At 46.7% G+C, this 23,620-nt stretch carries 15 protein-coding genes; 9 read left to right on the forward strand and 6 right to left on the reverse strand.

Going from position 1 to position 23,620, the window contains the following annotated elements; all coding sequences use genetic code 11:
- Positions 1 to 30 precede the first annotated feature (30 nt).
- Complete coding sequence (locus tag QT979_RS25220; RefSeq protein ID WP_333312023.1) at positions 31 to 4,680, forward strand: CHAT domain-containing protein; 4,650 nt, start codon at positions 31 to 33, stop codon at positions 4,678 to 4,680.
- 331 nt (positions 4,681 to 5,011) lie between these two features.
- Positions 5,012 to 6,019 (forward strand): tellurite resistance TerB family protein, encoded by a 1,008-nt coding sequence (locus QT979_RS25225; protein WP_333216298.1) that lies wholly within the window; start codon positions 5,012 to 5,014, stop codon positions 6,017 to 6,019.
- Between the two features lie 475 nt (positions 6,020 to 6,494).
- Here QT979_RS25225 and QT979_RS25230 read toward each other — a convergent pair whose 3' ends face one another.
- Together QT979_RS25230 and QT979_RS25235 are read right to left on the reverse strand one after the other, a co-directional pair.
- On the reverse strand, positions 6,495 to 7,061 hold the full coding sequence (locus tag QT979_RS25230; protein WP_333312024.1) for an RNA-binding protein: 567 nt from the start codon (positions 7,059 to 7,061) through the stop codon (positions 6,495 to 6,497).
- 1,250 nt (positions 7,062 to 8,311) lie between these two features.
- Positions 8,312 to 10,819, reverse strand: a complete 2,508-nt coding sequence (locus tag QT979_RS25235; protein WP_333312025.1) for a zinc metalloprotease HtpX — start codon at positions 10,817 to 10,819, stop codon at positions 8,312 to 8,314.
- 284 nt (positions 10,820 to 11,103) lie between these two features.
- Here QT979_RS25235 and QT979_RS25240 point away from each other — a divergent pair, with 284 nt between their 5' ends.
- Entirely contained in the window at positions 11,104 to 14,058 is a 2,955-nt protein-coding gene (locus tag QT979_RS25240; RefSeq protein ID WP_333312026.1) for a tetratricopeptide repeat protein, read from the forward strand.
- A gap of 226 nt (positions 14,059 to 14,284) precedes the next feature.
- On the opposite strand, the gene QT979_RS25245 is transcribed toward QT979_RS25240, so the two are convergent.
- The gene (locus QT979_RS25245) at positions 14,285 to 14,554 is read right to left on the reverse strand and encodes a hypothetical protein (RefSeq protein ID WP_333312027.1); all 270 of its coding nucleotides are present in this window, start codon (positions 14,552 to 14,554) and stop codon (positions 14,285 to 14,287) included.
- Positions 14,555 to 14,947: 393 nt separating this feature from the next.
- Here QT979_RS25245 and QT979_RS25250 point away from each other — a divergent pair, with 393 nt between their 5' ends.
- Together QT979_RS25250 and QT979_RS25255 are read left to right on the forward strand one after the other, a co-directional pair.
- Positions 14,948 to 15,133: a prevent-host-death protein gene (locus tag QT979_RS25250; protein WP_333312028.1), complete on the forward strand. Its 186-nt coding sequence runs from the start codon at positions 14,948 to 14,950 to the stop codon at positions 15,131 to 15,133.
- Between the two features lie 74 nt (positions 15,134 to 15,207).
- Positions 15,208 to 15,534 (forward strand): type II toxin-antitoxin system RelE/ParE family toxin, encoded by a 327-nt coding sequence (locus QT979_RS25255; protein WP_333312029.1) that lies wholly within the window; start codon positions 15,208 to 15,210, stop codon positions 15,532 to 15,534.
- A gap of 88 nt (positions 15,535 to 15,622) precedes the next feature.
- Here QT979_RS25255 and prfC read toward each other — a convergent pair whose 3' ends face one another.
- A complete protein-coding gene (prfC, locus tag QT979_RS25260) occupies positions 15,623 to 17,251 on the reverse strand; it encodes a peptide chain release factor 3 (RefSeq protein ID WP_333161842.1) in 1,629 nt (542 codons plus the stop codon).
- A 99-nt stretch (positions 17,252 to 17,350) separates the two neighbouring features.
- Here prfC and QT979_RS25265 point away from each other — a divergent pair, with 99 nt between their 5' ends.
- Positions 17,351 to 17,695 carry a DUF4870 domain-containing protein gene (locus QT979_RS25265; RefSeq protein WP_333162138.1) on the forward strand — a complete coding sequence of 115 codons (345 nt, stop codon included), beginning with the start codon at positions 17,351 to 17,353 and terminating at the stop codon, positions 17,693 to 17,695.
- Between the two features lie 758 nt (positions 17,696 to 18,453).
- Here the strand turns inward: QT979_RS25265 and QT979_RS25270 are convergent.
- Together QT979_RS25270 and QT979_RS25275 are read right to left on the reverse strand one after the other, a co-directional pair.
- Positions 18,454 to 18,909 carry a DUF2127 domain-containing protein gene (locus tag QT979_RS25270; protein WP_333215971.1) on the reverse strand — a complete coding sequence of 152 codons (456 nt, stop codon included), beginning with the start codon at positions 18,907 to 18,909 and terminating at the stop codon, positions 18,454 to 18,456.
- Positions 18,910 to 19,044: 135 nt separating this feature from the next.
- Positions 19,045 to 21,981, reverse strand: a complete 2,937-nt coding sequence (locus QT979_RS25275) for a CBS domain-containing protein (RefSeq protein WP_333312030.1) — start codon at positions 21,979 to 21,981, stop codon at positions 19,045 to 19,047.
- Between the two features lie 316 nt (positions 21,982 to 22,297).
- On the opposite strand from QT979_RS25275, the gene psbZ reads away from it, so the two are divergent.
- The 3 genes from psbZ (at position 22,298) to QT979_RS25290 (ending at position 23,557) form a co-directional block, all read left to right on the forward strand.
- A complete protein-coding gene (gene psbZ / locus QT979_RS25280) occupies positions 22,298 to 22,489 on the forward strand; it encodes a photosystem II reaction center protein PsbZ (RefSeq protein ID WP_015177377.1) in 192 nt (63 codons plus the stop codon).
- A gap of 220 nt (positions 22,490 to 22,709) precedes the next feature.
- Entirely contained in the window at positions 22,710 to 23,300 is a 591-nt protein-coding gene (gene ribH / locus QT979_RS25285; protein WP_333312031.1) for a 6,7-dimethyl-8-ribityllumazine synthase, read from the forward strand.
- An 83-nt stretch (positions 23,301 to 23,383) separates the two neighbouring features.
- Positions 23,384 to 23,557: a hypothetical protein gene (locus tag QT979_RS25290; protein ID WP_333215965.1), complete on the forward strand. Its 174-nt coding sequence runs from the start codon at positions 23,384 to 23,386 to the stop codon at positions 23,555 to 23,557.
- Positions 23,558 to 23,620 lie beyond the last annotated feature (63 nt).

Genomic DNA, 23,620 nt, shown 5'->3' on the forward strand with positions numbered 1-23,620 from the left:
TATGTTCAACTAAGCAAATCGAAAATTATTTTGCTCACTGCTGTTACTGTACCTCTTAGTCACGCAAAGTGCTGTATTTCCGAAAGCAATAATATAGGTGGCAATATACGTGTCTCTGCTAATGGAAATATTACAACAGGTAAAGTGTCTGCCTACGGTAGAGGGCAGAGTAACACACAGGGAGGCATAATTAATTTTACTAGCACTAATGGCAGCATTAACACAGGTGAATTCTACCAAAATACTTCGTCTTATGGTGATTTGACTTTGTCTTATGGTGATATGGATTATGGTGGGCCGTTTATTGTAAGTTTTGCCCCTGAAAATGGTGGGTCAATAACTTTAATAGCAGATCGCGATAATATTACGACTGGCAATTTCAATGTCAGGGCAATTCAAAGCGGCGGCTCGATCGCCCTTAGAAGTGGGGGTACAATTAATATCGGCGCGATCGATACTACGGGCGATCGCGCTGCTGGAAATATTACCATTCAAGCCAGCACCGGCATCACAACACCGACAACAGGAACCGCGATCGCGGGTACTTCTAGTAAGGGCAACGGTAGCAATGTTACTTTATCTACTACCAACGGTGACATTAATATAGGCGATGTTTTAGTATCGGGAATACAGGGTGGAAATCTTAACTTTACTAACAGCAACGGAAATATCACTACAGGTCAGTTATTGACAAGTTATGACGGTTCATCTCCCGATCTTAAAACTAACACAGGGGGCAATGTTAATCTAAATGCTGGGGGAAATATTACTACCAGCGACATCCGGGCGATCGGCAATCAAGACGGCGGCTCAATCACGTTTAAAAGCGGCGGGGCGATCGACACTACCGCCGGAATCATCAATGCGATCGGCGGCAACAACGGCGGCAATATTTCCCTCGAAGCTGGGAGCAATATCAGTACGGCAGGAATTGGTAGCGCCCTATTATTAAGCGGTTTCAACGCCAACAGTGGGAATCTTCGCATTCAAAGCGGCGGTAATATCGACACAACTGCCGGCCCAATTATTACCGCCGCAGCAAATGGTAAGGGCGGAGGTGTCACCATAAATGCTGGCGGAACAGTTTCGACATCTGATATTAATTCCCGCACTTTCGCTCCCAGTATTACTGTGAATGGTGGCAATATTGATGTCCAGGCAAAGGACACTATTACTGCTAAGGGCAAGATCGAAACTAACCGCAATAACATTACTTTTAACGCTCCGGTAACATTAGGTAACGACCTCTCGGTCAAAATTTTAGAGACTGGCGATATTACTTTTAAGTCTACAGTTGACGGGCCTTACAGTCTGACTGTTCAACCCGATGCGGGAAGTGTTGACTTTGGTGGTGCTGTGGGCAGTGTTGCTCCCCTCAACAGCGTCAATATTCAAGATGATATCCCCGAAAGTTCCGCGGCAATTAACATTATTACTACGAATAATATTACCGCCCAAAATATTACCTCACCCGCCGGAATTTCTTTGTTTAGCGAGAAGGGAGAAATCACAACTAAAAATATTGATGCGACTTCCCCTAACACTGGTGGCAATATCGCTTTGAGCGCTGGAACTAATATTAGTGCGGGCGATATCAATACCTCGTCTCCTGGTAATGGTGGCAGTATTTTGCTCGACGCTACCGGAAGTATTAATGTTGGTAAAATTGACTCTTCGGCTGAGGGGAATGCAGGGAATGTCACGGCTTATAACCGCAGTGCTGAGGGCGATATTACTGCGAGTCAAATTAACGCTCAAAGTAGTCTCGGCAAAGGTACGGGAGGCACTGTCGAGATTCTGATGGGAAGGTTTTTTCGATCGCTCAATTCCTTCACAGACAGAAACGGCATCAATGCTAGCATTTCTACGGCTGGAAATCCTGGAGATAGCAACGGCGGTACTATAACTATCCGCCACGGGGGCGCGGGAATAACGCCTTTTATTGTCGGCAATTCCGAGACAAATGGAACGGCGGGTGCAATTACTAGAGGAAATAGTAATCCCATACAAACAATTTTGCCCGATCGCGAATATCTTTATACTCACAAACAGGATGTCGATCGCATTCAAATTATCTCCGTACCGCCACCAATAGTTGCACCCACACCAGCAGCTACTCCCACGCCCGCACCCACAGCAGCAGCTACTCCAACGCCCGCACCCACAGCCGCACCTACTCCAACGCCTGCACCCACACCAGCAGCTACTCCCACACCTGCACCGACAGCAGCAGATACTCCATCGGCCGCACCGACAGCAGCAGATACTCCAACGCCTTCCCCCACAGCGACTCCAGCGCCCGCAGGCACGCCCTCACCGCAACCCGCACCGCGTTTACCCCTTGCACCTTCGGCAACACCCGAAAGCTCGATCGCACCTGCCCCAACGCCGGAAAGCTCGATCGCACCTTTCCCAATTCCCCAAATATTTATCCCACTTGCCCCAATTCCCCAAACTTCGATCGCACCTTCGGCAACACCCGATCCGATACCTGGTTTTCCCATTGACTTCCAACTACCTGAATTGCCCGATTCATTCGTACTGCCACCCCGCGCGCGCCCTACACAGCCCTCAACGCCCACAACCCCAAACGCTGCTGCCCGCATAGCTTCTACACCTACCCTTCCCTCTGTTTCCCAAATCACCTCCTCCCTCGGCGCTCAACCTGCGATCGCCCCCGAACCTTCAAACGCGCCAAATCCCGCGCCCACAGCCCCTCTTGCCTCTCTAACCCAGCCTGTAACTCAGATTCAGCCAGCACCTGCAAGTGCGATCGTGCCCACGCCTGCAAGTGCGATCGTACCCGCGCCCGCTGTCAGCCCAAGCCAAACTCCCCAACAGGAGTTAGCTTTTTTAATTGGCGATTTATTGGGTGCGGAAACTTCTTTCGAGCAAAATCCTGAAACTGGAAATACCAGAGTTGGCTTCCAACTAGAAAATAATCGACAAATATCGATCGACATACCGCCCGTTGAAACACCCAATATTACCTTTATCCCAGCTTCAGAAAACCCTCCAGAAAACCCGCCGCAGCTTGGCGCTTCTTCCACCGAACAACCCGACGGATATATAGTCTTAAATCCCCCTCCTGCCGAGACGCCTCCTCCAGAACAACCTGCTGAAAACCCTACTAATTGGTTGGCAAATATTCCCCAAATCTCTCTGCCGCAAATAGAATCACCTCCCGTTAATCCAGTACCCGCACCAACTCCAGCGCCCGCATTAACTCCAGCACCAACTCCAACTCCTGCCCCCACACCAGCGCCAATTCCCGCACAAACTCCCACTCCCCCTCCGCTCGCAGAAAATCCCCCACCTGCAGATATCCCAAATCTCTTTCCCTCACAAATTAGCAGGTTGCTCGTCGAACAAACTTTAGACCAAGGCAATGCTAACGATGCTGTTGCTCTAATTGACCAACTCTTTGAACAAGACTACGAAAATTATTATGGGGAAAATTTCACGGATCAACAAGTTAATTTTCAATATGTGAGAGAAACTCTGAAAACAATTAAGGAAGAAACCGGGAAGCAAGCTGTAATTGTTTACGCGATCGTCCGTCTCGAAGAATTATCTTTAGTGTTAGTAGTTCCAGACGGCCCTCCGATTATCAAAAATATTCCGGTCAGTAGCGCAGTTTTGCTGGAAAAAGTGGCAGAATTTCATCGCTATTTGGGTCAATCGAATGATTCGCAAAGTGAAGAATATTTGCCAATAGCTGAGCAACTTTACCAGTGGTTAATTGCGCCGATTAGTTCAAATTTAGAAGCATTAAATATAGATACGCTAGTGTTTTCCTTTGATGCCGGTTTGCGCCAACTACCGCTAGCAGGTTTGCACGACGGCAAGCAGTTTTTAGTAGAAAAGTACAGTCTAGGCTCAATTCCCAGTGTCAGCCTGAGTAACACAAAGTATAAAAGTTTGAAAAACGCTCAAGTTTTAGCGATGGGTGCTTCCGAATTTCCACACACCGATCAAGATCCTTTGCCTGCGGTGCCGATCGAATTATCTGTGATCGCCGGTACCAGAAGCGACAGGAAAAATCAAGCGGGATCGAGCAGAAATGAAAGTTTTCTCAATCCTACTGCTGAATTGCCCTTGTGGCGGGGACGGTCTTTTCTCAACCAGAACTTTACTCTAAACAATCTCAGCAAACAGCGACAGCAACAGGCATTTGACATTGTTCACTTTGCTACTCACGCTAGCTTTCCGCAAAATCAAAACGGACGCAAGGAAGCTGAGATTCATTTGTGGAACCGTTCTTTGGCGCTGGATGAATTTAGATCGGCGAAGTGGTACGATCGCCGACAAGTAGAATTATTAGTGCTGAGTGCGTGCCAAACTGCGATCGGCGACAATACAGCAGAAATGGGATTTGCTGGACTGGCCGTCCGCAGCGGTGTCAAATCAGCGGTAGCGAGTTTGTGGAAAGTTAATGATATCGGCACTTTGGCGTTGATGACCGAGTTTTATGGCAATTTGCGATCGGAAAATATTAAAGCTGAAGCACTCAGAAAAGCTCAACTGGCAATGATCCACAAACAAATTGTAGTAAAAGACGGTCAATTGCGGGGAACTCAAGGCGCGATCGACATTAATCAAGCCACAAAAGTAGCAAATGCAGATTTCTCTCACCCGACGTTTTGGGCCGGATTCACCATAATTGGCAGTCCTTGGTAATAGGCGATATCGCCAGGGAAACGGCACAGCGCCGTGTCGGGTGCGATATCTGTAGGGAAACAACACGGCCCGGTGTCCGGCGCCCAGAGTATCCCTGACCGAAAGCATCCAGGATACAAGCCCCCGAATTCATTCCGAAAGCAGACTCAGGACCCAGAAATAAAAAACCTGTATCCGATAAAGGAGCCCCCGAATTTATCTCGCGCAAGTCAATGCTTCAATTCTAAAATCTAAAATCTAAAATCTAAAATCTAAAATCGATTGACTACTATCTTTTTATGTCATAAATTTGCTATGAATAGCAAAACTAAACACTAGCGGGGCAAAACCTGTGGCCAAGTTTGATAAAATATTCAATTCAGAAGACCAATCCGAAGCAAGCTTGACTTTAGAAGAATCCGTAGCAGCGGTAGCATTTGTGGCAGCAGAGGCAAATTCCCCTGACACGGATGCGGATATCTTAGAAAGCATACTTTGGGAATCAGAAATATTTGCTGAATACTCGGAAGATGATATGTCAGCAATGTTTCAAAGACTCGCCGGTATTGTGGCCCAAGATGGTTTAGGAGCATTATTTAATACTGCTTGGCAATCTATGCCAGATGAGTTAGTTTTGGATACTTTTGCCATAACCGCAGCAATGTTTGTCGCAGATGGCGAAATATCTGAGAAGCACGAGGCTTTTCTCCAAGAATTCCAGCAAGCATTAGGTGTGGAAGATGAGGAGGCAGCAGAAATTATTGAGGATGTAACTGCTGCTTACTCGGAAGTAGAGGGCGAAGAGTCTGATTTCGATGCGGCATGGTACGTATCTCCGGAAGGCAATTTTAGCGTTCCCATTCCAGTTGACGAGGAACGAGGCGGTAAAATTGATGAGCAAGAAGGCTGTGTCGCATTTTCTGACGACTTTGGAGTTTTGCTGAAAATTGATTATTTCCCTGTTGCTGGTGAAGTTGAAGAAACAATCGAGTCGGTTGGCGAGGAAGGTTATCTCAAGTCTTTTCTCGACAATTTTGTTTCTCAGGCAATTCTTGCTAATGTTGCCAATTCTAAGTTACTCCACACAGAATATTTAGAAGATGAAGAAGCTTATTTCGTGGTTTTAGATTTGCCTGCGGGTGCAACTATCAGCGTGCAAGAAAACGATGGCCCTCTGACTCGGTTGGATGCTTACCGGGGACTTATGGCTTTTATTGCTGACGATTTTTGCTACACGGTAAGCTGTCAGCGCATTTATCAGGAGGGGGATGAATTGGATTCCCTGGAGTCTGAAGTTGAGGGAATTATGAACAAGATTTTTGAGTTTATTGAGACAATCGAATTCGGGCCGATAGAATAAAAATGACTTGTTTAGACGGGCTAAAAACCTGGTTTCTTTCTAGATGTCTCGCTGCTCAACCCTATATTTTTAGAGAAACCGGGTTTTTTTGCCAACCATTCTCAGGATATGAGATCAATTCCGGTTACTCCTCCGGAATTGTTGACTGTTGAAGGTTGACTGTTGAGGGGCGGGTCGAAAAACTGAATGGTTGAGTGTTAACTGTTGACTCGATTTTATTATTCCGATGCAACCGGAAACGATATGACATCGTGTTGGGTCGATCGACCAAAATCCAACTGGTTGGTAGTCAGAACTTGAGTTTTCTTTACTTGCCCAATCGCGCTTATTTTACCGCACTGCTAGATATTAGAGGTTTTTTACCATAAAAGAGTGCGATCGAGAACAGGGTTTTTTGACCGATTCTCGATCGCACTTCCAGATACATTCAGTCAACCACAGTCGAGAGGCAGCAGCAATTAGCCGCCATTTGCGACTAATTAGTAGTCTGAGCTTCCACCAATCTTTGCTTGAGCTCTTCCAGAGCACTCGCCCAGCGCGGATCTGGCTGCACCGAGCCGGAATCAGGGCTCGACACCGTTGCTGCTGACTGATTGCGGCGAGACTTGTTGTTGTCACCCCGACGGCGATTGCTTTTGCTGGAACCGCCTCCACCTTGGCTAGGGGGAGCCGACGAGCGCTGCTGTTGCTGCGGCGCAGGCACAGGCATTGGAACAGACGCCGATGCCGACACCAACTGTGGTGACTGCGGCGACTGCTGCTGATCGTCTTCGCCCTTCTCAGATTTACCCTTAGAGCGGGGCAATGCCTTCTCTATTTTCAGCGGGTTTTCTTTGAACATCAAGCCGTTATATTTCTCAATAACTTGGTCGGCTTGTTCATCGGTTAGCACCGTCACAAAACCGAATCCTCTGCATTTTCCTGTTTTGCGGTCTGTAATTACCTTGGTGGTAACAGATTCGCCCTCCGGTGCAAAAACTTCTTGCAATTCTAGGCGATCGAGTTCCTTCGGTAGATTGCCAACATAAAGACGAATAGACATGAAAATTTCCTCCCGACTTGGGTTTTAATTAATTTGCTCGAACAGAATTACCTGAAGTCAACTGAATATGTACTTCAGGCAAACACCACATAACCCGAGAATTGGCGCATTCCTCCCACCAACCTTGACAGATCCCCCCACCTTTTAGAACCAAAAGATGATTTACTCTGATAAGGCCGGAACTTAACCGCCGATGCAGAGAGCTTTTAAATCTCAGGTTGTTGTGTAAACTTTTAGTCATCACTCAAATGTTTAGGCTATTGGCTATTCTGTATTACTTGCTTCCGGTTTTGATTCAGAATGTTTATAGCCAGCGCCGTCTAGAAATTTATGTCCAAGGATGTCAATTGCAAGCGATCGGAATGCCAGTATTCAGTTTAATACAGTGATGGATAAAATGGCTAACATTTTTTCAGCCAGTAATCTTACCTCGATCCTAATCTCGCTCCTAATGCTGAGAACTACTCATTTACCCGGTATCCCTTAAATCAGGCCCGGCAGAGTCCGAGCATTCTTTAAAGGTATCACAGCCTTGGTAACAGAGCTAGTTATTTAGGAAGATTTCAGTCTGAATTTAACGGAAACCACATCTCAATCACTTTTGAGAATTCATCCCGCACAGCAAAAATAGCGGTAGAAAAAAAAACAGCCGACAAGCGGCTGGCTGTACTTGCTGTGTTGGGGTGTTGACAATTTTTACGCAATGCCTTATGAGATTTTAGCCAACTAAAGTTATCGCGCTGTTTGGTTCAATCCAATTCCTGTAAATTAATGTAACAGAGGGCTGGCAAAAAAGCAACTTTTCTTTACGAAGGAAGAAGGAACAAGACTGTAGGCTTTCGGGAAAACTTAACGTCAAACCCTGTCACGGACTGCTGTTTGACTATTAACCCTAGATCCCCCCTAGCCCCCCTTAAGAAGGGGGGGACAAGAGTCTTCTCAAAGTCCCCCTTCTTAAGGGATTTAGGGGGATCTAGACTCGGCTACAACCCTGATTTTGACATGGTTTCAGGCTTAAGTTGACACCAATGAAGAGTAGGCTGCGCCACCAGCACGGAGAACATCGCCCATCCGCTGTTTAACTCAAAACTCATCTGGGGCTGCGCGTTGTGCGCGATCGAGTGCGGCAATCTGATAACTATTCCTCATACCTGTAAAAAATGCAATTGTAGGCAACCTCGAAACCCTTATGCAGTAAGTCATTTCCCATTCTTCAATCTAAAATCCAAAATCTAAAATCTAAAATCGTCTCACCTTGGGCCCTGAATAATAATGTATGCGCCCCAAAAAGCAGCAGCAAAAGCCAAAACCGCAGACCAAATCGGATGTCCGCTGTCACTAACCCTCCCTCCTTGACTGCGGAGACTTTCAAGGTCGATCGCCACAGTAGCACCCCGGCGCAGCCAACCAGTCGCCACAACAGATGTTCCGATCAAATCGCTAGGGCGAGTAGTCTCTTTGAACAAAAATGGCCACAAAGAGCCAATGTAGCCAAACCTCGAAACATAGTGCAACCTCACCAAACCCGTCGCCGTTTGCAAAATCAAATCTTGTCCCAGCCAATTACTCATACCCGATCGACCCAAAAGTTCACCTTCCAGCCGCACCGGTTCAGCATCCAGCGGCAAACTATCGGGATTTGACAAAATTTCCGGCAAACTCGGCGAAGCGGTTTCTCGCGGGATAATATCCGGGAAGAAATAATTGATCCGCATCAAAGTACCGATAGAAAATCCGATCGGCAAACAGCCCCAAAGAATCGATCGATCGCCCCAAAGCCAATCCAACTGCCAAATACTCGTCCTCGAAAAAATCCCGCCAATCAGCCAAAGCAACCCGACTATCGCCAAACTCATCGGAATTCCAAAAAACGGCGCACCCTGTAAAAATAGTTTTGAGTCTTTAAATTCGACTATTGACTTAAACGGAGACAATTTTCCTTTCCTGGGTTGTTCTTGCACTCCCGCGTTTGCCAAATCTAACTCTGTCTCCAGTTGCCAGAATTGAGCATAAAGAGCCAAAAGCTTCAAACGCTCTCCCAGCAAAGGATGCGCGCGGTTAACCGTCAACCAATTGCGCTCCCGATTGCTGACATCCCACAGCAAAATCTGTTCTAGCGGCGCGTGTAATGCAGCAGAACCAAGGGTTACAGCTTGTCCAACACCTACGGGTAACAATAGATCGAAACTTTCGAGGAAAAAGCTAGTTTGTTTTTGCTGTTCGATATTATCAGCAATGCCGATCGCAATTTTACCCAGTGCCCGCGTCAAACCGTTAGGATTACCCGTAATTTCCGCAGCAGTGTGATCGCTAAAATACACTCTGCGGCGCGACAGCCACAACATCGGCCAGCGCAACAACTTATAAATGCCGTAACAGGTAGCAGAAATTGCAGCGGCCACAAATTTAACAGCAGAACGCAAAAACTCGATCGTCATTAAATCACACAACCGCTCTTGCCAATGCGCCACCTGCCAATAAATCAAGTAAGGAATCTGAATCACCAGCAGCGCCAGCGACATCGGCGCAAAATCCCAGTGAGATATATGGCCCAACTCCCGCGCGAAAATAGTGGCAATTTCATCATCCGTCAATTGTTCCAACAGCCCCCGACTCACAGCAATCCGAGCAAAACGGGGCAAACAGCCGTAACTGAAAGCTACAGGAACATTCAGCGGCAAGAGTTTGAGTACCGGCACCGGCATATTTTGCTTCGTACAAAAGCTTCGCAGTACCCGACTAGCTTCCTTGCTGTGCTTCGATAAAACCGACCCGCGCAGAGTTTCGACGCCGCAAAACAGTTTCAGCAGCGCGTCTATCAGCCACGGAGACGAGGCTAAAAGCAATCCAAAAACCATCTGAACAAACGGAGTTGGATCGCGGTAAAAAAGCTGAATCGGGGCGAAAATAGGCAGCCTAGTGAATATGTAAAGCTGAACCAACAGAGAATTAGTGTTTGTCAGCAGGAATTGCAGGACAAACCGGGCTAGGAAAAATAGGGCGATCGCACTTGCAACGGCTTGCAGCCGAAACTCCAGCAACTTCAGCGGTTTGAGGGGGCGCGGGCTTTTGGTGCGCCCTGCTTCGCGCCAAGTGAGTTGGTAAGTATCTGGGCTGGCGACTCCGGGGATATCTGTTGGGGAAGCGGAACTATTTTCGCCACTAATTTCTGCGGTTTCGGGTGCGGTTTCTGTAGGGGCGGTGCCCCCGTGCCCGCCCTCTGATGTCGGGCGAATCGGCGGTGTGGGGGGTGGAGGTAGCGGGGAAATCGGTTGCGATTTGGCGTTTCCAGGCTCTACAGCAGGCTCTAAAGGTAAAAATCCTGTTTTTTTATCTGCGGTCGGTCGATCGCCCCCAATCGATTTTTTCGCCGATTTTGTTCCTGCATCAAAGGCGACAAAGCCTGTTTCGGGGGGAGTTTCTGCGGATTTTGGTTTATTTTCCGGTGGTTTTGGGGGGCGAGGGGGGGTTAATTCTTTTAAAGCGCGATCGGCCCAAGTTTTGACTTGAGAGTTGGGACTTTTGGCGAGGGAAGAGCACAGGGCGATCGCCTTTTTCACATTACCGGTTGCTTTGTACGCAGCCACCAACCCCATCTGCGCGCGGATTCCCGACGACTGATTGGCGGCGGTTTGGGTAACGGATTCTAAAAGGGCGATCGCGGTGGGGTAATCCTGCTGTTTCAAAGCTGCTAGCCCAGCCTCTAGAGACTGTTTTGCAGATGAATCCGCCGGATTTGGATTAGTGGGAGGTGCCATGACTGTGCTTTCGCTAGCGTCCTTTCTAAGATAGCTTGGGTGGTCGATCGATTACTGTTTTAACTCACATCTTGTACCATTGTCAGCAACAGGCAAGATGCCTGTTCCACAAAAGATAAATTTTCTTGTGGAACAGGCATCTTGCCTGTTCACAAAAGCTGATTGAGAAGGGTGCAATATCTCAGTTTTAACATATGCCCTAAAGGCGATCGCCCCTAATTGATATCTATGCCCAATTTCAATCCCCCATTGGTATAATAAATTAACACCTCACCTGCACACTTATGCCAATTGACGACGAAGATTTTGAAAGCGAATCTATTAGCGGCGATCGCAAACTGGAACTTTTTACCGACAGATACGAATTTACCCGCCGATTTGCCTTTTCTTTAAACGAAGACCCCGCGCGCCAACAAATTTTGTATTTTTACGGAGATGGAGGCAACGGCAAGTCTTTGCTGCTACAACACTTGCAGTTTCACTGCTGTAAAAGATTTTCGCCGCAGGTGTGGCAACAATTGCACGACATCCCAGAATCACAAGCCGCCCAAGTTGCTGATTTTGTCCGCTATGCTGAACCTAAGACCTACACTCCCATACCCGCAGTCAGACACGATTTCGGATTGATACCGATTAAAGAAGATAAACCGCAAGATAGATTTTACGGCTTGCTGATGCTGCGCCGAAATCTGGCAGCAGCCACTAAGAAATATAAATTTAAATTTCCAAATTATGACTTTGCTTGCTTTTGGTATTTGCTGAACAAAGGCGAATCACAGGCAACTCTCAACCAACTTTTCCCCGATGATGTGGCGGAATTGGTGATACCTATAATTGAAACTTTTGCAGATTTTCCGGTGGTGGCGCAAGCTGTAGCGGTGCTCAAAGGGATAGATAAATTGGGCGGGATTAAGCGGGCGATGAAATTAATTCAAAATCGCTTGGGCGTCAGCGATGAAAAGGCGGAGGAAATTCGCCGTCTAGATATTGATACTGAGTTAACCGACTATTTGCCGAAATTGTTTGCTGGGGATTTGAATGCGACAATGGCTGGCAAAAATAAACCCGATCGCCTCGTGATGCTGTTCGATACTCACGAGAAAATGTGGGATGAAAAACGAAATTCTCAAGGCGCAACTTTTTGGTATCAAGATGAGTGGTTTCGGCGGTTGTTGAGGGCATTGGATTACAAATTGGGGATTGTAGTTGTTGTGGCGGGGCGAGAGTGTCCGGTGACGCAATTGCGGTGGCCGAATGCGTCAAGGTTTCCGATTCCCGCAGATTATATAGATGCACAATTGGTGTGGCATTTGTCGCCGGATGATGCGAGGGATTACTTGCACAAAGTGAAGATTGACAAGGCAGATTTGGCAGATGCTGTAATTAAATATGCCAGCGTCAATCCCGCTGATAATTTGGAAAATTTGCAGGTACATCCGTTTTATTTGGGTTTGTGCGCGGATGCGGTGCTGGCAGAAAGAAGGCGGGGAATTGAGTTGCTGTCGTCGGATTTTGCGCGGATTCCGAAGTTGGAAAACAAGACTGCGGAATTAACAGATCGGTTGCTGAGTTATGTCGATCGCGAAGTGCGATCGGCCGTGCATTCGCTGAGTGCTGGCCGCGCTTTTGATGAGGATTTGTACGTAAAATTGGGAGCTGGTTGTCACTTCCAGGCAAGTAGTGCCAATTTTGAGATGTTGACTGGTTTTTCCTTTGTGTGGAAATCGGAAAAGCGGGGGGATAATTGGTATCGGATTCACGATTTATTGCGGCGCTTGGATGCCGATCGGGATCATCCGAAAACTCGCAGGGCGCATGAGGTTTTAGAGGGGCATTATCGGGAAGTGGGGGATGCGGCTGAGGCAATTTATCATGCTAATCGCTTGGATTGGGAGCGGGGTGTGAAGGAATGGGAAGAGGTGTTTGATGAAGCATTGCGGCTGAGTCGTTACGGGGAATGCGAGTCGCTGCTGGGAGTTAGAGATGAGTTGTGGATTAAAAGTGATTATTGGCTTGGTAGAGTTTCGCGCTCCGAGGGAGATTACTATGCTCGGTTGGCTCGATATGTAGAGGCAAGACAGGAACATTTAGAGGCAGTTGCAGCCTATAATTCTGCTTTACTTATTGCACCGGATGATATCGCTGCTCTCACCAACAAAGGGAATGCGCTGCAAAGTCTGGGTGAATTGCAAGCACAGCTAAGTGAATTTGAGACGGCAAAACAGTCTTATTTTGAGGCGATCGCTGCCTGTAATTCTGCTTTACTTATTGCACCGGATTATCTTTGTGCTCTCAACAACAAAGGGGTTGCGCTACTACGTCTGGGTAATTTGCAGGCAATTCTGAGTGAATTTGAGGCGGCAAAACAGTCTTACTTTGAGGCGAGCGCTGCCTGTAATTCTGCTTTACTTATTGCACCGGATTATACCAATGCTCTCAACAGCAAAGGGATTGCGCTACTACGGCTGGGTGAATTACAAGCAAAGCTAAGTGAATTTGAGGCGGCAAAACAGTCTTACTTAGAAGCGATCGCAGCCTATAATTCTGCTTTACTTATTGCACCGGATTATATCAATGCTCTCAACAACAAAGGGAATGCGCTGCGAAGTCTGGGTGAATTGCAAGCACAGCTAAGTGAATTTGAGGCGGCAAAACAGTCTTACTTAGAAGCGATCGCAGCCTATAATTCTGCTTTACTTATTGCACCGGATTATATCAATGCTCTCAACAACAAAGGGAATGCGCTGCGAAGTCTGGGTGAATTGCAAGCACAGCTAAGTGAATTTGAGACGGCAAAACAGTCTTACTTTGAGGCGAGCGCTGCCTGTAATTCTGCTTTACTTATTGCACCGGATTATATCTGTGCTCTCAACAAGAAAGGGAATGCGCTGTTAAGTCTGGGTGAATTGCAAGCACAGCTAAGTGAATTTGAGGTGGCAAAACAGTCTTACTCAGATGCGATCGCTGCTTACAATAGAGCTTTACTTATTGCACCGGATGACGTTATTGTCCTCAACAACAAAGGTATTGCACTGAGAATACTGGGTGATTTACAAGCAAAATTATCTGAGCAACAGGAAGCACTCAAGAATGGGCAAGAGGCTCTGGAAATGTTTAATCGATCTTTAGCCATTGCTCCTAACAACGATCTGGTTCGCAATAGCCGCGACGCGCTGCAACAACTTCTCGATAATTTGGGTGAGGATAGTCTCAGCATTTACCTCGATCGCAAGGAGTAAAGACGCGGCATTAAAAAGGAGGACGTGTCCAGTTAACTTAAACCGAAAGGCCGCCAAGGAATGAATTCCACGGGGCTTTTAGCAAAAGTCCTCGCTATGAGGACTAATGAATTCTTCAGTCCTCATAGCGAGGACTTTTGCTTTGAGGCAGGGGTTGAAACCCCTGCCGGACTCAGGGCTGAACGTTAAAGGCCCGCCCTCGAATTTAGCTATTTAACCTTGTAGCTTACCGCCCAGATTTTCTCGGCGATGTACCCTCAGCCCGCTTCCGACGGATCAGCACGCTCATCACCTGCTTCGGATTAGCCGCACGCTGTACGGGACTCCAATCGCCCACTTCTGCAAATCCCAGTCGGTACAAAGTGAGTATGGTTTCCCTGACACCTTTGGGCGAACCGACAACCGTTAACAGCACCACTTCCTGTTCGCATACTGCTGCTGAGTCGTCATTTGGGCGATCGAATTTGTTGTCGTCAGGCAAGAATTCCTGTGACATAATATGTTCTCCTGGTTTTGGGTTTTCTAGAAAAACCCAAAAACCCAGCCGCCCCGCATTTCAACACATAGCAGGGCGGCTACAGAGGATGTTAAGATACTCCGTTAGCCTCCAGACTGCTAGTCCCAGTTTGGCGGTTATGCTGTCCATTGCTGCTACCAACAGCTTTGGGCAGTGCAACTAGATTTTTGGGCGACGCGGGCTGCCTCCTCTACAAGCAAGCAACCTCTCACTTCAAAGCGTAGCCGCAGATGGGGGCCAGCCGTCAACCGATTTTAGATTTTAGATTTTGGATTTTGGATTTTGGATTTACTCGTTACCAGCGTCAGCGGCTGCAAACCAGTTAGTTGGGCCGAAATGCTAAATTAAAAGTAATGTTGCTTTAGTACAACCATGTCCAAACGACTCACCATTGCCCAAGCACAGCAGCAGCTTCCAAACCTACCCCAAGAACTTATCAATGAGCCTATCATCATCACTCAAGATGGCGTTCCCGTTATGGCTGCAATGAGCTACACGCATTTGACTGAACTGTTAGAAACCTTAGATATTCTCACCGATACAGAATTCGTTGCCTAATTGCGCCAAAGCATCACCCAAGCACGCCAAGGCGAAACTATTTCCTGGGAAAATGCCAAAGCAAAATTGGGACTATGAATCACGGAGAAAATGCGATCGAATATGAGATCCAGCTTACGCCACTGGCACTGGAAATGTTGGAAGCAGTCAAAGATCGACGAGAACAGGAAAAATTGCGCGATCGCATTGATCAACTAAAATTTGAACCACACAAGCAAGGCAAAGCCCTTGTAGATAACCTATCAGGATTTCGCAGTATCCGAGCTGTTGGACAGCGCTATCGTATAGTTTATCAAGTCGAACAAGATCGAGTTATAGTTGTTGTAGTGGGATTAGAGAGACGTAAAGATGGTGACAAAAAAGACATTTACACCATCTTAGAAAAACTGTTAGAGCCGTGATTGTAACTTGTTATATCCGGCGTATTTAAGCCGAATAAATATCATTTGTATGGACACAACAGTGTTGTGTCCTTTGCCTGCGGTAATCTCACTCCTCGCTAACAGCCAAACCCGAAACCACAGGGGCGATCGCATTTAACTTCAAAACAGGGTGTTCCCCTTCCACCTGTCGGCAATTCCACTCATTTCTAAACAGCAAAACCGGCCTTCCCCAAGTATCTTTCACCGTCACCGTATTAAACAGCCGCCCAACTTTTTCCAGCGCCTCCCAACCGCCGTCAACCCAACGAGCTACACTGTAAGGCAACATATCGATCGTCGTTTCCACATTATATTCCGACTGCATTCTGAACTGCACAACTTCAAATTGCAACTGTCCGACAGCCGCCAAAATTGGCTCGCGTTTCGACTCATCAACCGAGTACATAATTTGCACTGCGCCTTCTTCCTGCAACTCAGAAACGCCTTTGCGGAACTGCTTAAACTTAGAAGGATTGGGATTTCTCAAAAAAGCAAAAAGTTCGGGAGAAAAACAGGGAATCCCTTCATATTCCAGTTTTTGGCCGGTGTAAATAGTATCGCCGATCGCAAATACTCCCGGATTGTTCAAACCGATCACATCGCCCGGATACGCAACCTCGATCGACTCGCGATCCTGAGCAAATAATTTTTGAGGCCTTGACAAACGCACCGTTTTACCACTGCGAGCGTGAGTCACGTTCATGTCCTTTTCAAACTTGCCCGTACAAACCCGAATAAAGGCCACCCGATCGCGGTGTCTTGGGTCCATATTCGCTTGCAATTTAAACACAAACCCGGTAAAATCTTCATAAGTTGGCGGCAAATCTCCGGCGCTGCTCTTGCGGGCGATCGGTTTCATAGCGTAATCTAAAAACGCATCTAAAAACAGTTCGACCCCAAAATTGCTCATCGCGCTGCCAAAGAAAACTGGCGTCATTTTTCCAGCCCGAACCAAGTCTAAATCGAGTTCAGTTCCCAACTCATCAAGCAGTTCTAACTCTTCTTTAAGCTGATAGTAAAGGTCTTGTTCCAACAAATCTTCAATGCGCGGATCGCCCAATTCGATGACAGTATCAACAGCAGCGCGAGAACCGTGTTTAGTCCGCTCGAATAAGTGAATTTTGCGCGCCCTGCGATCAAAAACACCTTTAAAGCGATCGCCCGTACCTATGGGCCAATTTACCGGATAAGTCTGCAACCCCAATTCCTTCTCAATTTCGTCCAACAAATCCAAAGGTTCTCTGCTAGGGCGATCGAGTTTATTAAAGAAAGTAAAAATAGGCAGACTTCGCAGCTTACAAACTTCAAATAACTTCCGAGTTTGCGGTTCCAAACCCTTAGCAGCATCCTCAAGCATCACTGCATTGTCAGCCGCCGCCAGAGTTCGATAAGTATCTTCGCTAAAATCTTGGTGTCCTGGAGTATCGAGCAGATTAATGTGATATTTTTTATACTCAAACTGCAAAACAGTAGAAGTAATAGAAATTCCCCGCTGCTGTTCCATCGCCATCCAGTCAGACGTAGCGTGTCGCTGAGCCCGCCGCGCTTTCACAGAACCTGCTTCGTGAATTGCACCTCCGTACAGCAGCAGCTTTTCTGTCAAAGTAGTTTTACCCGCGTCAGGGTGCGAGATAATAGCAAAGTTGCGCCGGCGCTCAACAGCAGTTAGCAGTTCAGTTTCGAGTTCTGTTGTCATCACAAATTAGGTAGGGGAATCATCACCCGATCGCCATTATAGCCTGTGCTACAGTTGCTATTAAAGGTTTAATTATCAATAAAGTCAAGGAAAAGTAATATGTACGACTCCGACAAGCGGAAACTGCTATCACTGGTGTGCCACGGGGCGATTTTTTTCAGCACGTTACTGTTCTCGATCGGAGCGCCGATCGCTGTATTGTTAGTATCAGATGACCCCGTTGTCAAAGAAAATGCCACAGAAGCAATCAATTTTCACCTTAATGTATGGGTGTACAGCACCGTGATTGTGGTGTTAACTGTCGTCACTTTCGGTCTTGCTGGCTTTATCCTAGTGCCCCTAGGTTATCTGCTGCATTGGGGACTGACAATAATGGCTATCCTCCAGGTTTTGCAAAATCCTAACCAACCTTACCGCTACCCTTTTATTTTCCGAATAGTTTAGACAGAAAATCGCGCTTCACCATCGATTTCAACAACCCGATTTCTTCTTGAAGAAATCGGGTTTTTAATTGTTTTATAACTCACATTCGTGACGCCCAACTGGCCAATACACTGCTAAAGTGACAAAGAGGGTTGATTATCGGAGACAAGATTCAGTAAAAAAACTTAAAAGTTTGTGAAACTAAGCATCATCCAGTTGGGGATTTCAGAAAATTGACCTAACATCATGAGTAAAATTTTCTTAATCCATAAAACTTCAAAAATTAGAGCACAATCAACTATTAATTATGGTGTCTTTCCCCTGTTGCAGCGCTGTTGTGAACGCTAAGTTGATCTTCCATTGATGCCGTTTCCCAAACTATGCTACTGCCTTTGGGTTATTTCGCAGAGTTAGCGCTGATGTTCGATCGCTCCGAACCATCGTTTTTGCTTTAGCTGTGCTATTTTTGCATCTGGCGATCGTTTTATTGAAATTTTCCACCAATTCTATCTCTAGCAGGTGTATTAAAACTTAATACAATATTTTGCCAATAAAAATCCCGCTCTTGTGGAACGGGAAAGCCATCAGGGTGCATCTATATATATCTCACTGTAACTCATAGGGGGTATAACCCCTCGTAGCTTTATCGAATCTTTACAATCAACAAATTTTTGTAAAGATTGAGGTTTTTATTTGACTGATCAGCCGTTTTATGAAATTAAAATGGAAAATGCTGACATTCATAAAATCAAGTGAGTTTCCTCTGAATAATCAAAACTTTAAGCTCCTTTACCATGCTTCGGCCAATGGTGGAGCAAATACCATAAAATGGCTACATTTGTGATAAATACCGCTAACTTAAGTACCGTGACCCCGTGAACTAATTCATATATTTCAGGGGGTATACTGATGCTTACCAGCACTAACACTAAGATTGTTGCCCAGTCTTTTTCGTACCACAAACCAACGGCCTCAACAGCAGTTAAGACTGCATAAAGTGCTGCGGCAAGTCCGCTAAGCAGTAAGTTTTTAGGCTTGAGAATTAGAACTTTGTCTAAGATGAATTCAATAATTTTTAGTTTGCTTTCTAACAAATAAGATTGCGAAAATTGTTCTAAGACTTGATGATTTTTTAATGCAAAAAGCAAAGCAATCGAAGTTACTGTCAAGAGGGAAGCAACAAAACTTTTGTAAAGGACAATTGCGATTAAAGCAGGAGCGCGCTGTTTTTTCACCTTAATTCTCGAAATATCAATAATGTGCGATCGCCTGGTTAGCCTGTTTGGAATTGAAAACTTAAAATTTAGTAGAGTGCGTCAGCAATTAGCTAATCAAGCAGAGAAAAAATAACGCGCTGCTGACGCACCTTACTAAGTTTGAGGATAACGTTGTGCTAAGAAAGAGATAGCAGCAGCCCGATCGCCCAAATCGCCATCCAACCTCGCCGCCAACAAATCATCCAACATTCGTTTAAACCCAGGCCCCGGCTTATAACCCAAAGCCTTCAAATCGTTGCCATTCAAAGGCGGCTCAACATTCGTCCATTTGGTGAGATATTCCCAAATTTGGCGGCGTGGACTTCGCGGACTTTGTAGGGCGATCGCAATTAACACCGGCAACTCATAATTCCTCAACAGCAGAACCAATTGACTCGGCAACTCGCACTTAGGCAAACCCTCTGCTAACTCGTTCTTTCCGGCTTCCAAAACTTCCAGGCGCTTAATGCTGTCAGCAGGTAACTGAAGATTTGCAGCCACCTTGCCGCGATATTCCGGTGCTACATAAGCTATCAAAACTTCCAGCCGCATCTGCCAATCGGGAATATTGATAATTGGGAATTGGGAATTGGGAATTGGGAATTGGGAATTATCTCTTCCTTCTTCCTTCTTCCTTCTTCCGACTTCCTTCTTCCTAACATCTGTTACATCCGTTACAGAATCCGTTGCCGAACTTCCTTCTTCCTTCTTCCTGACATCCGTTACATCCGTTACAGAATCCGTTGCCGAACCTTCCTTCTTCCTTTCATTCAAACACCGATCGAGCAAACGCAGTTGTCGCCACAACTCCCGATCCAACTCCAAACTAGGATGAATGCAGCGCAAAGCCTGCAAATCTCCCAGCATTTGCAAAGCAACTTTCCAGTAAGGAGCTTGCAAAATGTATTTCAATTCGCTTTTGAGCCGAGTTTCCAAAGCCGGAGCTCGGCCATTTTCCCCCTGAATTCGGTAATAAATTCCGCTGGTCAAAGCGTTGCGGATGTATCCTTCCGTCTGCGGCTCAATTTCAAATCCCAACCGCACCGCAAACCGCACAGCGCGATAAATTCGCGTCGGATCTTCTATAAAACTATTCGCGTGCAAAACTCGAATTTGCTTCGATTCCAAGTCCAGCAAACCGCAAAAAAAATCTAACAATTCGCCACTGCGAGGAACACCCAACCGCACAGCCAGCGCATTAATTGTAAAATCCCTGCGGTACAAATCTTGGCGAATTGAACTCGCTTCAACTTCAGGATTTGCAGCCGGATAAGGGTAAAATTCAGTGCGAGCAGTCGCGATATCCACCCACAGCGAGCCGAAAGCAGAGTCTTTGTGCCACAAAAGCGCGGCGGTTTGAAATTGACCGTGAACGTCCAAACGCGATTCTGGGTAAAGTTTTTGCAGCGATGAAGCTAACTCGACACCAGCACCAGAATCGTCGGAACCGCACTTTCCATCCACAACCAAATCGATATCTGTTAGCGCCAGCGTATCATCCGTGGCTAAGAGTAAATCCCGGACTGCTCCACCCACAATATAAAGTTGCCAGCCGCGGTTTTGGGCAATATTCGCAGCGATCGACAATAATTGCCACAATTCGGCACTTATACGCGATCGCAACAACTGCTCAACCGATTCGGACACGGCACAATAAGAGAATTCTGCATTACTTCCCCTGTCTCGCGCTTTTTGCTGGTGCAATTCCCGCAACACATCAGTCCGGGTAACAATTCCTACCAGTTGACCGTTTTCCAATACTGGCAAGCGGCCGATATCGTATGTCACCATTAAAGATTCTATTTCCGGCAGCAAGGTATCTGGGGCGATCGTTTTTAACTGCGGAGTCATGTAACCCTTCACCGGGGCGTGACTGAAACCGTGGTGCAGGGCAATGTCAATGTCGCGGCGCGAGATAATGCCGGCGAGTCGATCGCCCGCATCGACCACAGATAGCCCGGAATGTCCGTAACGTAGAAGGATACGGTGAGCTTCCCCCACCGAGGTTTCCGGGCGAATACTCCGCACTGGAGACGACATTAATTCGCGGGCTGTCGGAGGGTGGGGAATTTGAGTTTTGAGTTCGTCAGCTAACTGATTTAAAGTCAGCAGGGGGTCAACATCGCGGGTAGCGAGGGAAGCGGCGCGGGCGTGGCCTCCGCCGCCGAAGGGTTTGAACAATTCGCTGAGGTTTGTGCCTTCGATGCGCGATCGACCGATAATAGTTAATCGATTGGAAACTGGCGATTCGGGAGCGATGTTGCGGTTGTTTTCGTTTTCGCTAAATTTATAAACATTACCTAACAGCAGAGCGTCGGTTTCAGTTAAATCGAGCAAGCGAGAAGCCAGTGAAGAAAGTCCGGGAACGTAAGCTTCAGTAGATAGCAGCACCCAGGCTACGCTGTAACCGTGCAAAGTTTCCGATCGCAAATTATTCAGCGCTTCTCTCAGCAAATCTTGCAATTGAGGAGACAAACCGGGTTCTACATATTCAGCGATGACCCCCAAACTCGCTCCCTGTTCCATCAACCAGGCCAAAGCTATTGCATCTCGCGCAGTTGCGCCCTCAAAGGTAAGGGAACCTGTATCGACGTGGATGCCGAGGGCCATTACTGTTGCTTCCGAAGGCAGAAGGCGGAAGGGTATGTCGCTGTTTTCAGCTTGATTTTTGAGCTTTTCGACAATTAATGTTGTGCTGGCTCCGACTGCTTCGATCTGCGTAACAGTAGCGGGGATGTCTGAATGCGCCTCTAAGTGGTGGTCGAAAATAGCAATTTCCCTTACTTGTGGCAAATCCAGCCACTCGGCGGCTTTTCCCAAACGATCGCGCCCGGAGGCATCAACTATAGTAATCGATCGAATTTGTTGCGGATTGACCGATCGGCGTTCAATCAGTGGGTACTCGTCACGGTGTAGCGCCAAAAAATCCCGCACTGTCGGGTGACATCCCCCCGTCAATACGATCCTGCTACCGGGGCGCAGCACGCAAAGTCCCACCGCCGCCCCCAAGGCGTCAAAATCTGCTGTTGTGTGGCACAAAACTAAGTCCATAGCCGAAAATCCCGCATCTCTAACTCAAACAGTAGCAATTTCTCGCCCTTTGAAACCGGATGTGTCGATCGGGCTTTAAGTTAACCTTTCCAGTTTTCTGTGCTGTAGCGAACAATGATAAAATTGATAAAAATCTTAAGAGCCGCTGACGCCTGTTCGCGCAACGCCCGAATTTGCCTGGGTTCTTTCGTATCAATCAACCGACAATTTCTCGATCGACTATCGGGAAACTGTCAAAAACTAGAATTTGGAAGATTTTTTTCGGTTCTGGGAAACTATTTCTGATCAACGCACGGTTATATCGAAAGGAGAAAAGATGTTATCAATTCTGTTTCAAGTGGTTTTACTAGGTCTGGTACTGCTGTCTTTTGTGATGGTTGTTGGCGTGCCAGTTGCTTATGCCTCTCCCCAAAACTGGAATCAGTCTAAATCCCTGATTTATGCCGGGTCTGGTCTGTGGTTTTTGCTGGTTATTGCAGTGGGTGTATTGAACTTTTTAGTCGTTTAATTTCACCCAACTCTCTCGGAGAAAGAAGGTAAAAGATAGAAGGCTGAAGGCATTTACCAGCGATTGAAAGGCATTCGGCAGAAGCTAGGAATTTTCCAGACCGCGCGACCCTGTATGTTTTTGCACTTGAGATTCAGATGAGATGCTGCTGCTTTCTGACTTTTGCCTTCTCAAAAACAAAAATCTAAAATCTAAAACCTAAAATCTAAACTAGAGCACTATGACTGTTTTCGAGGGAACTTTTACTCACACCGAATCTTTGCGATTTGCTATTGTCATCGGTCGTTTTAACGATTTGGTGGTTAACAAACTTTTGGAGGGATGTCAAGATTGTTTGAAACGCCACGGGGTTGATATTAATCCTCATGGCTCTCAGGTGGACTTTTTTTGGGTTCCGGGAAGTTTTGAGATTCCTTTGGTGGCCCGCCAAGCTGCTCTTTCTCACCGCTACGATGCGGTAATTTGTCTGGGTGCGGTAATTCGGGGCCAAACTCCTCATTTCGATTTTGTGGCTGGTGAGGTTGCTAAGGGAATTGCTGCTGCTGCTTTTCAAACAGGGGTGCCGGTGATTTTTGGGGTGGTGACGACTGATACGATGCAGCAAGCTTTGGAAAGGGCTGGAATTAAAAGCAATTTGGGCTGGAATTATGCGATGAGTGCTTTGGAAATGGGTACTTTGATGCGCCAAGTTAAGGGTTTGGGAACACACTCTTACGATCGATTAGCTAGTGGATCTGCTGCTCAAATGCTTTCGGGCGAAGCCAATCTGGCGATCGCCCCTGATGTATCATCGGATCAAATCCCCTCATAAGTTGGACTAGCAGTAGTTTTAAGCTCAAAAAACATCAAGATTTGCATCGGGAAAAATCTTAAGACTCTTGTGGGCTGGTAATTATGCCCGCCCCCAAGGTAAAAATTCCACTCTGGGCCGATCGACAAATTAGACCAATATCTTGCCAATTGGAAATGAACACTTTGATGCGTCAAGTTCATGCTTTGGGCGGAAATTCTGACGATCCATTACCTGCGTCTGCTGCTGTTCAAGTCCTGTCGGGCGATCGCCCCTGATGTATGATCGGATAAAATAGTGTAAGTTGGGTAGCAGTCTGGGGGTATAAATTTGATTGAATT

This window comes from Microcoleus sp. w2-18bC1, from assembly GCF_036700365.1.
Classification (GTDB): Bacteria; Cyanobacteriota; Cyanobacteriia; order Cyanobacteriales; family Microcoleaceae; genus Microcoleus.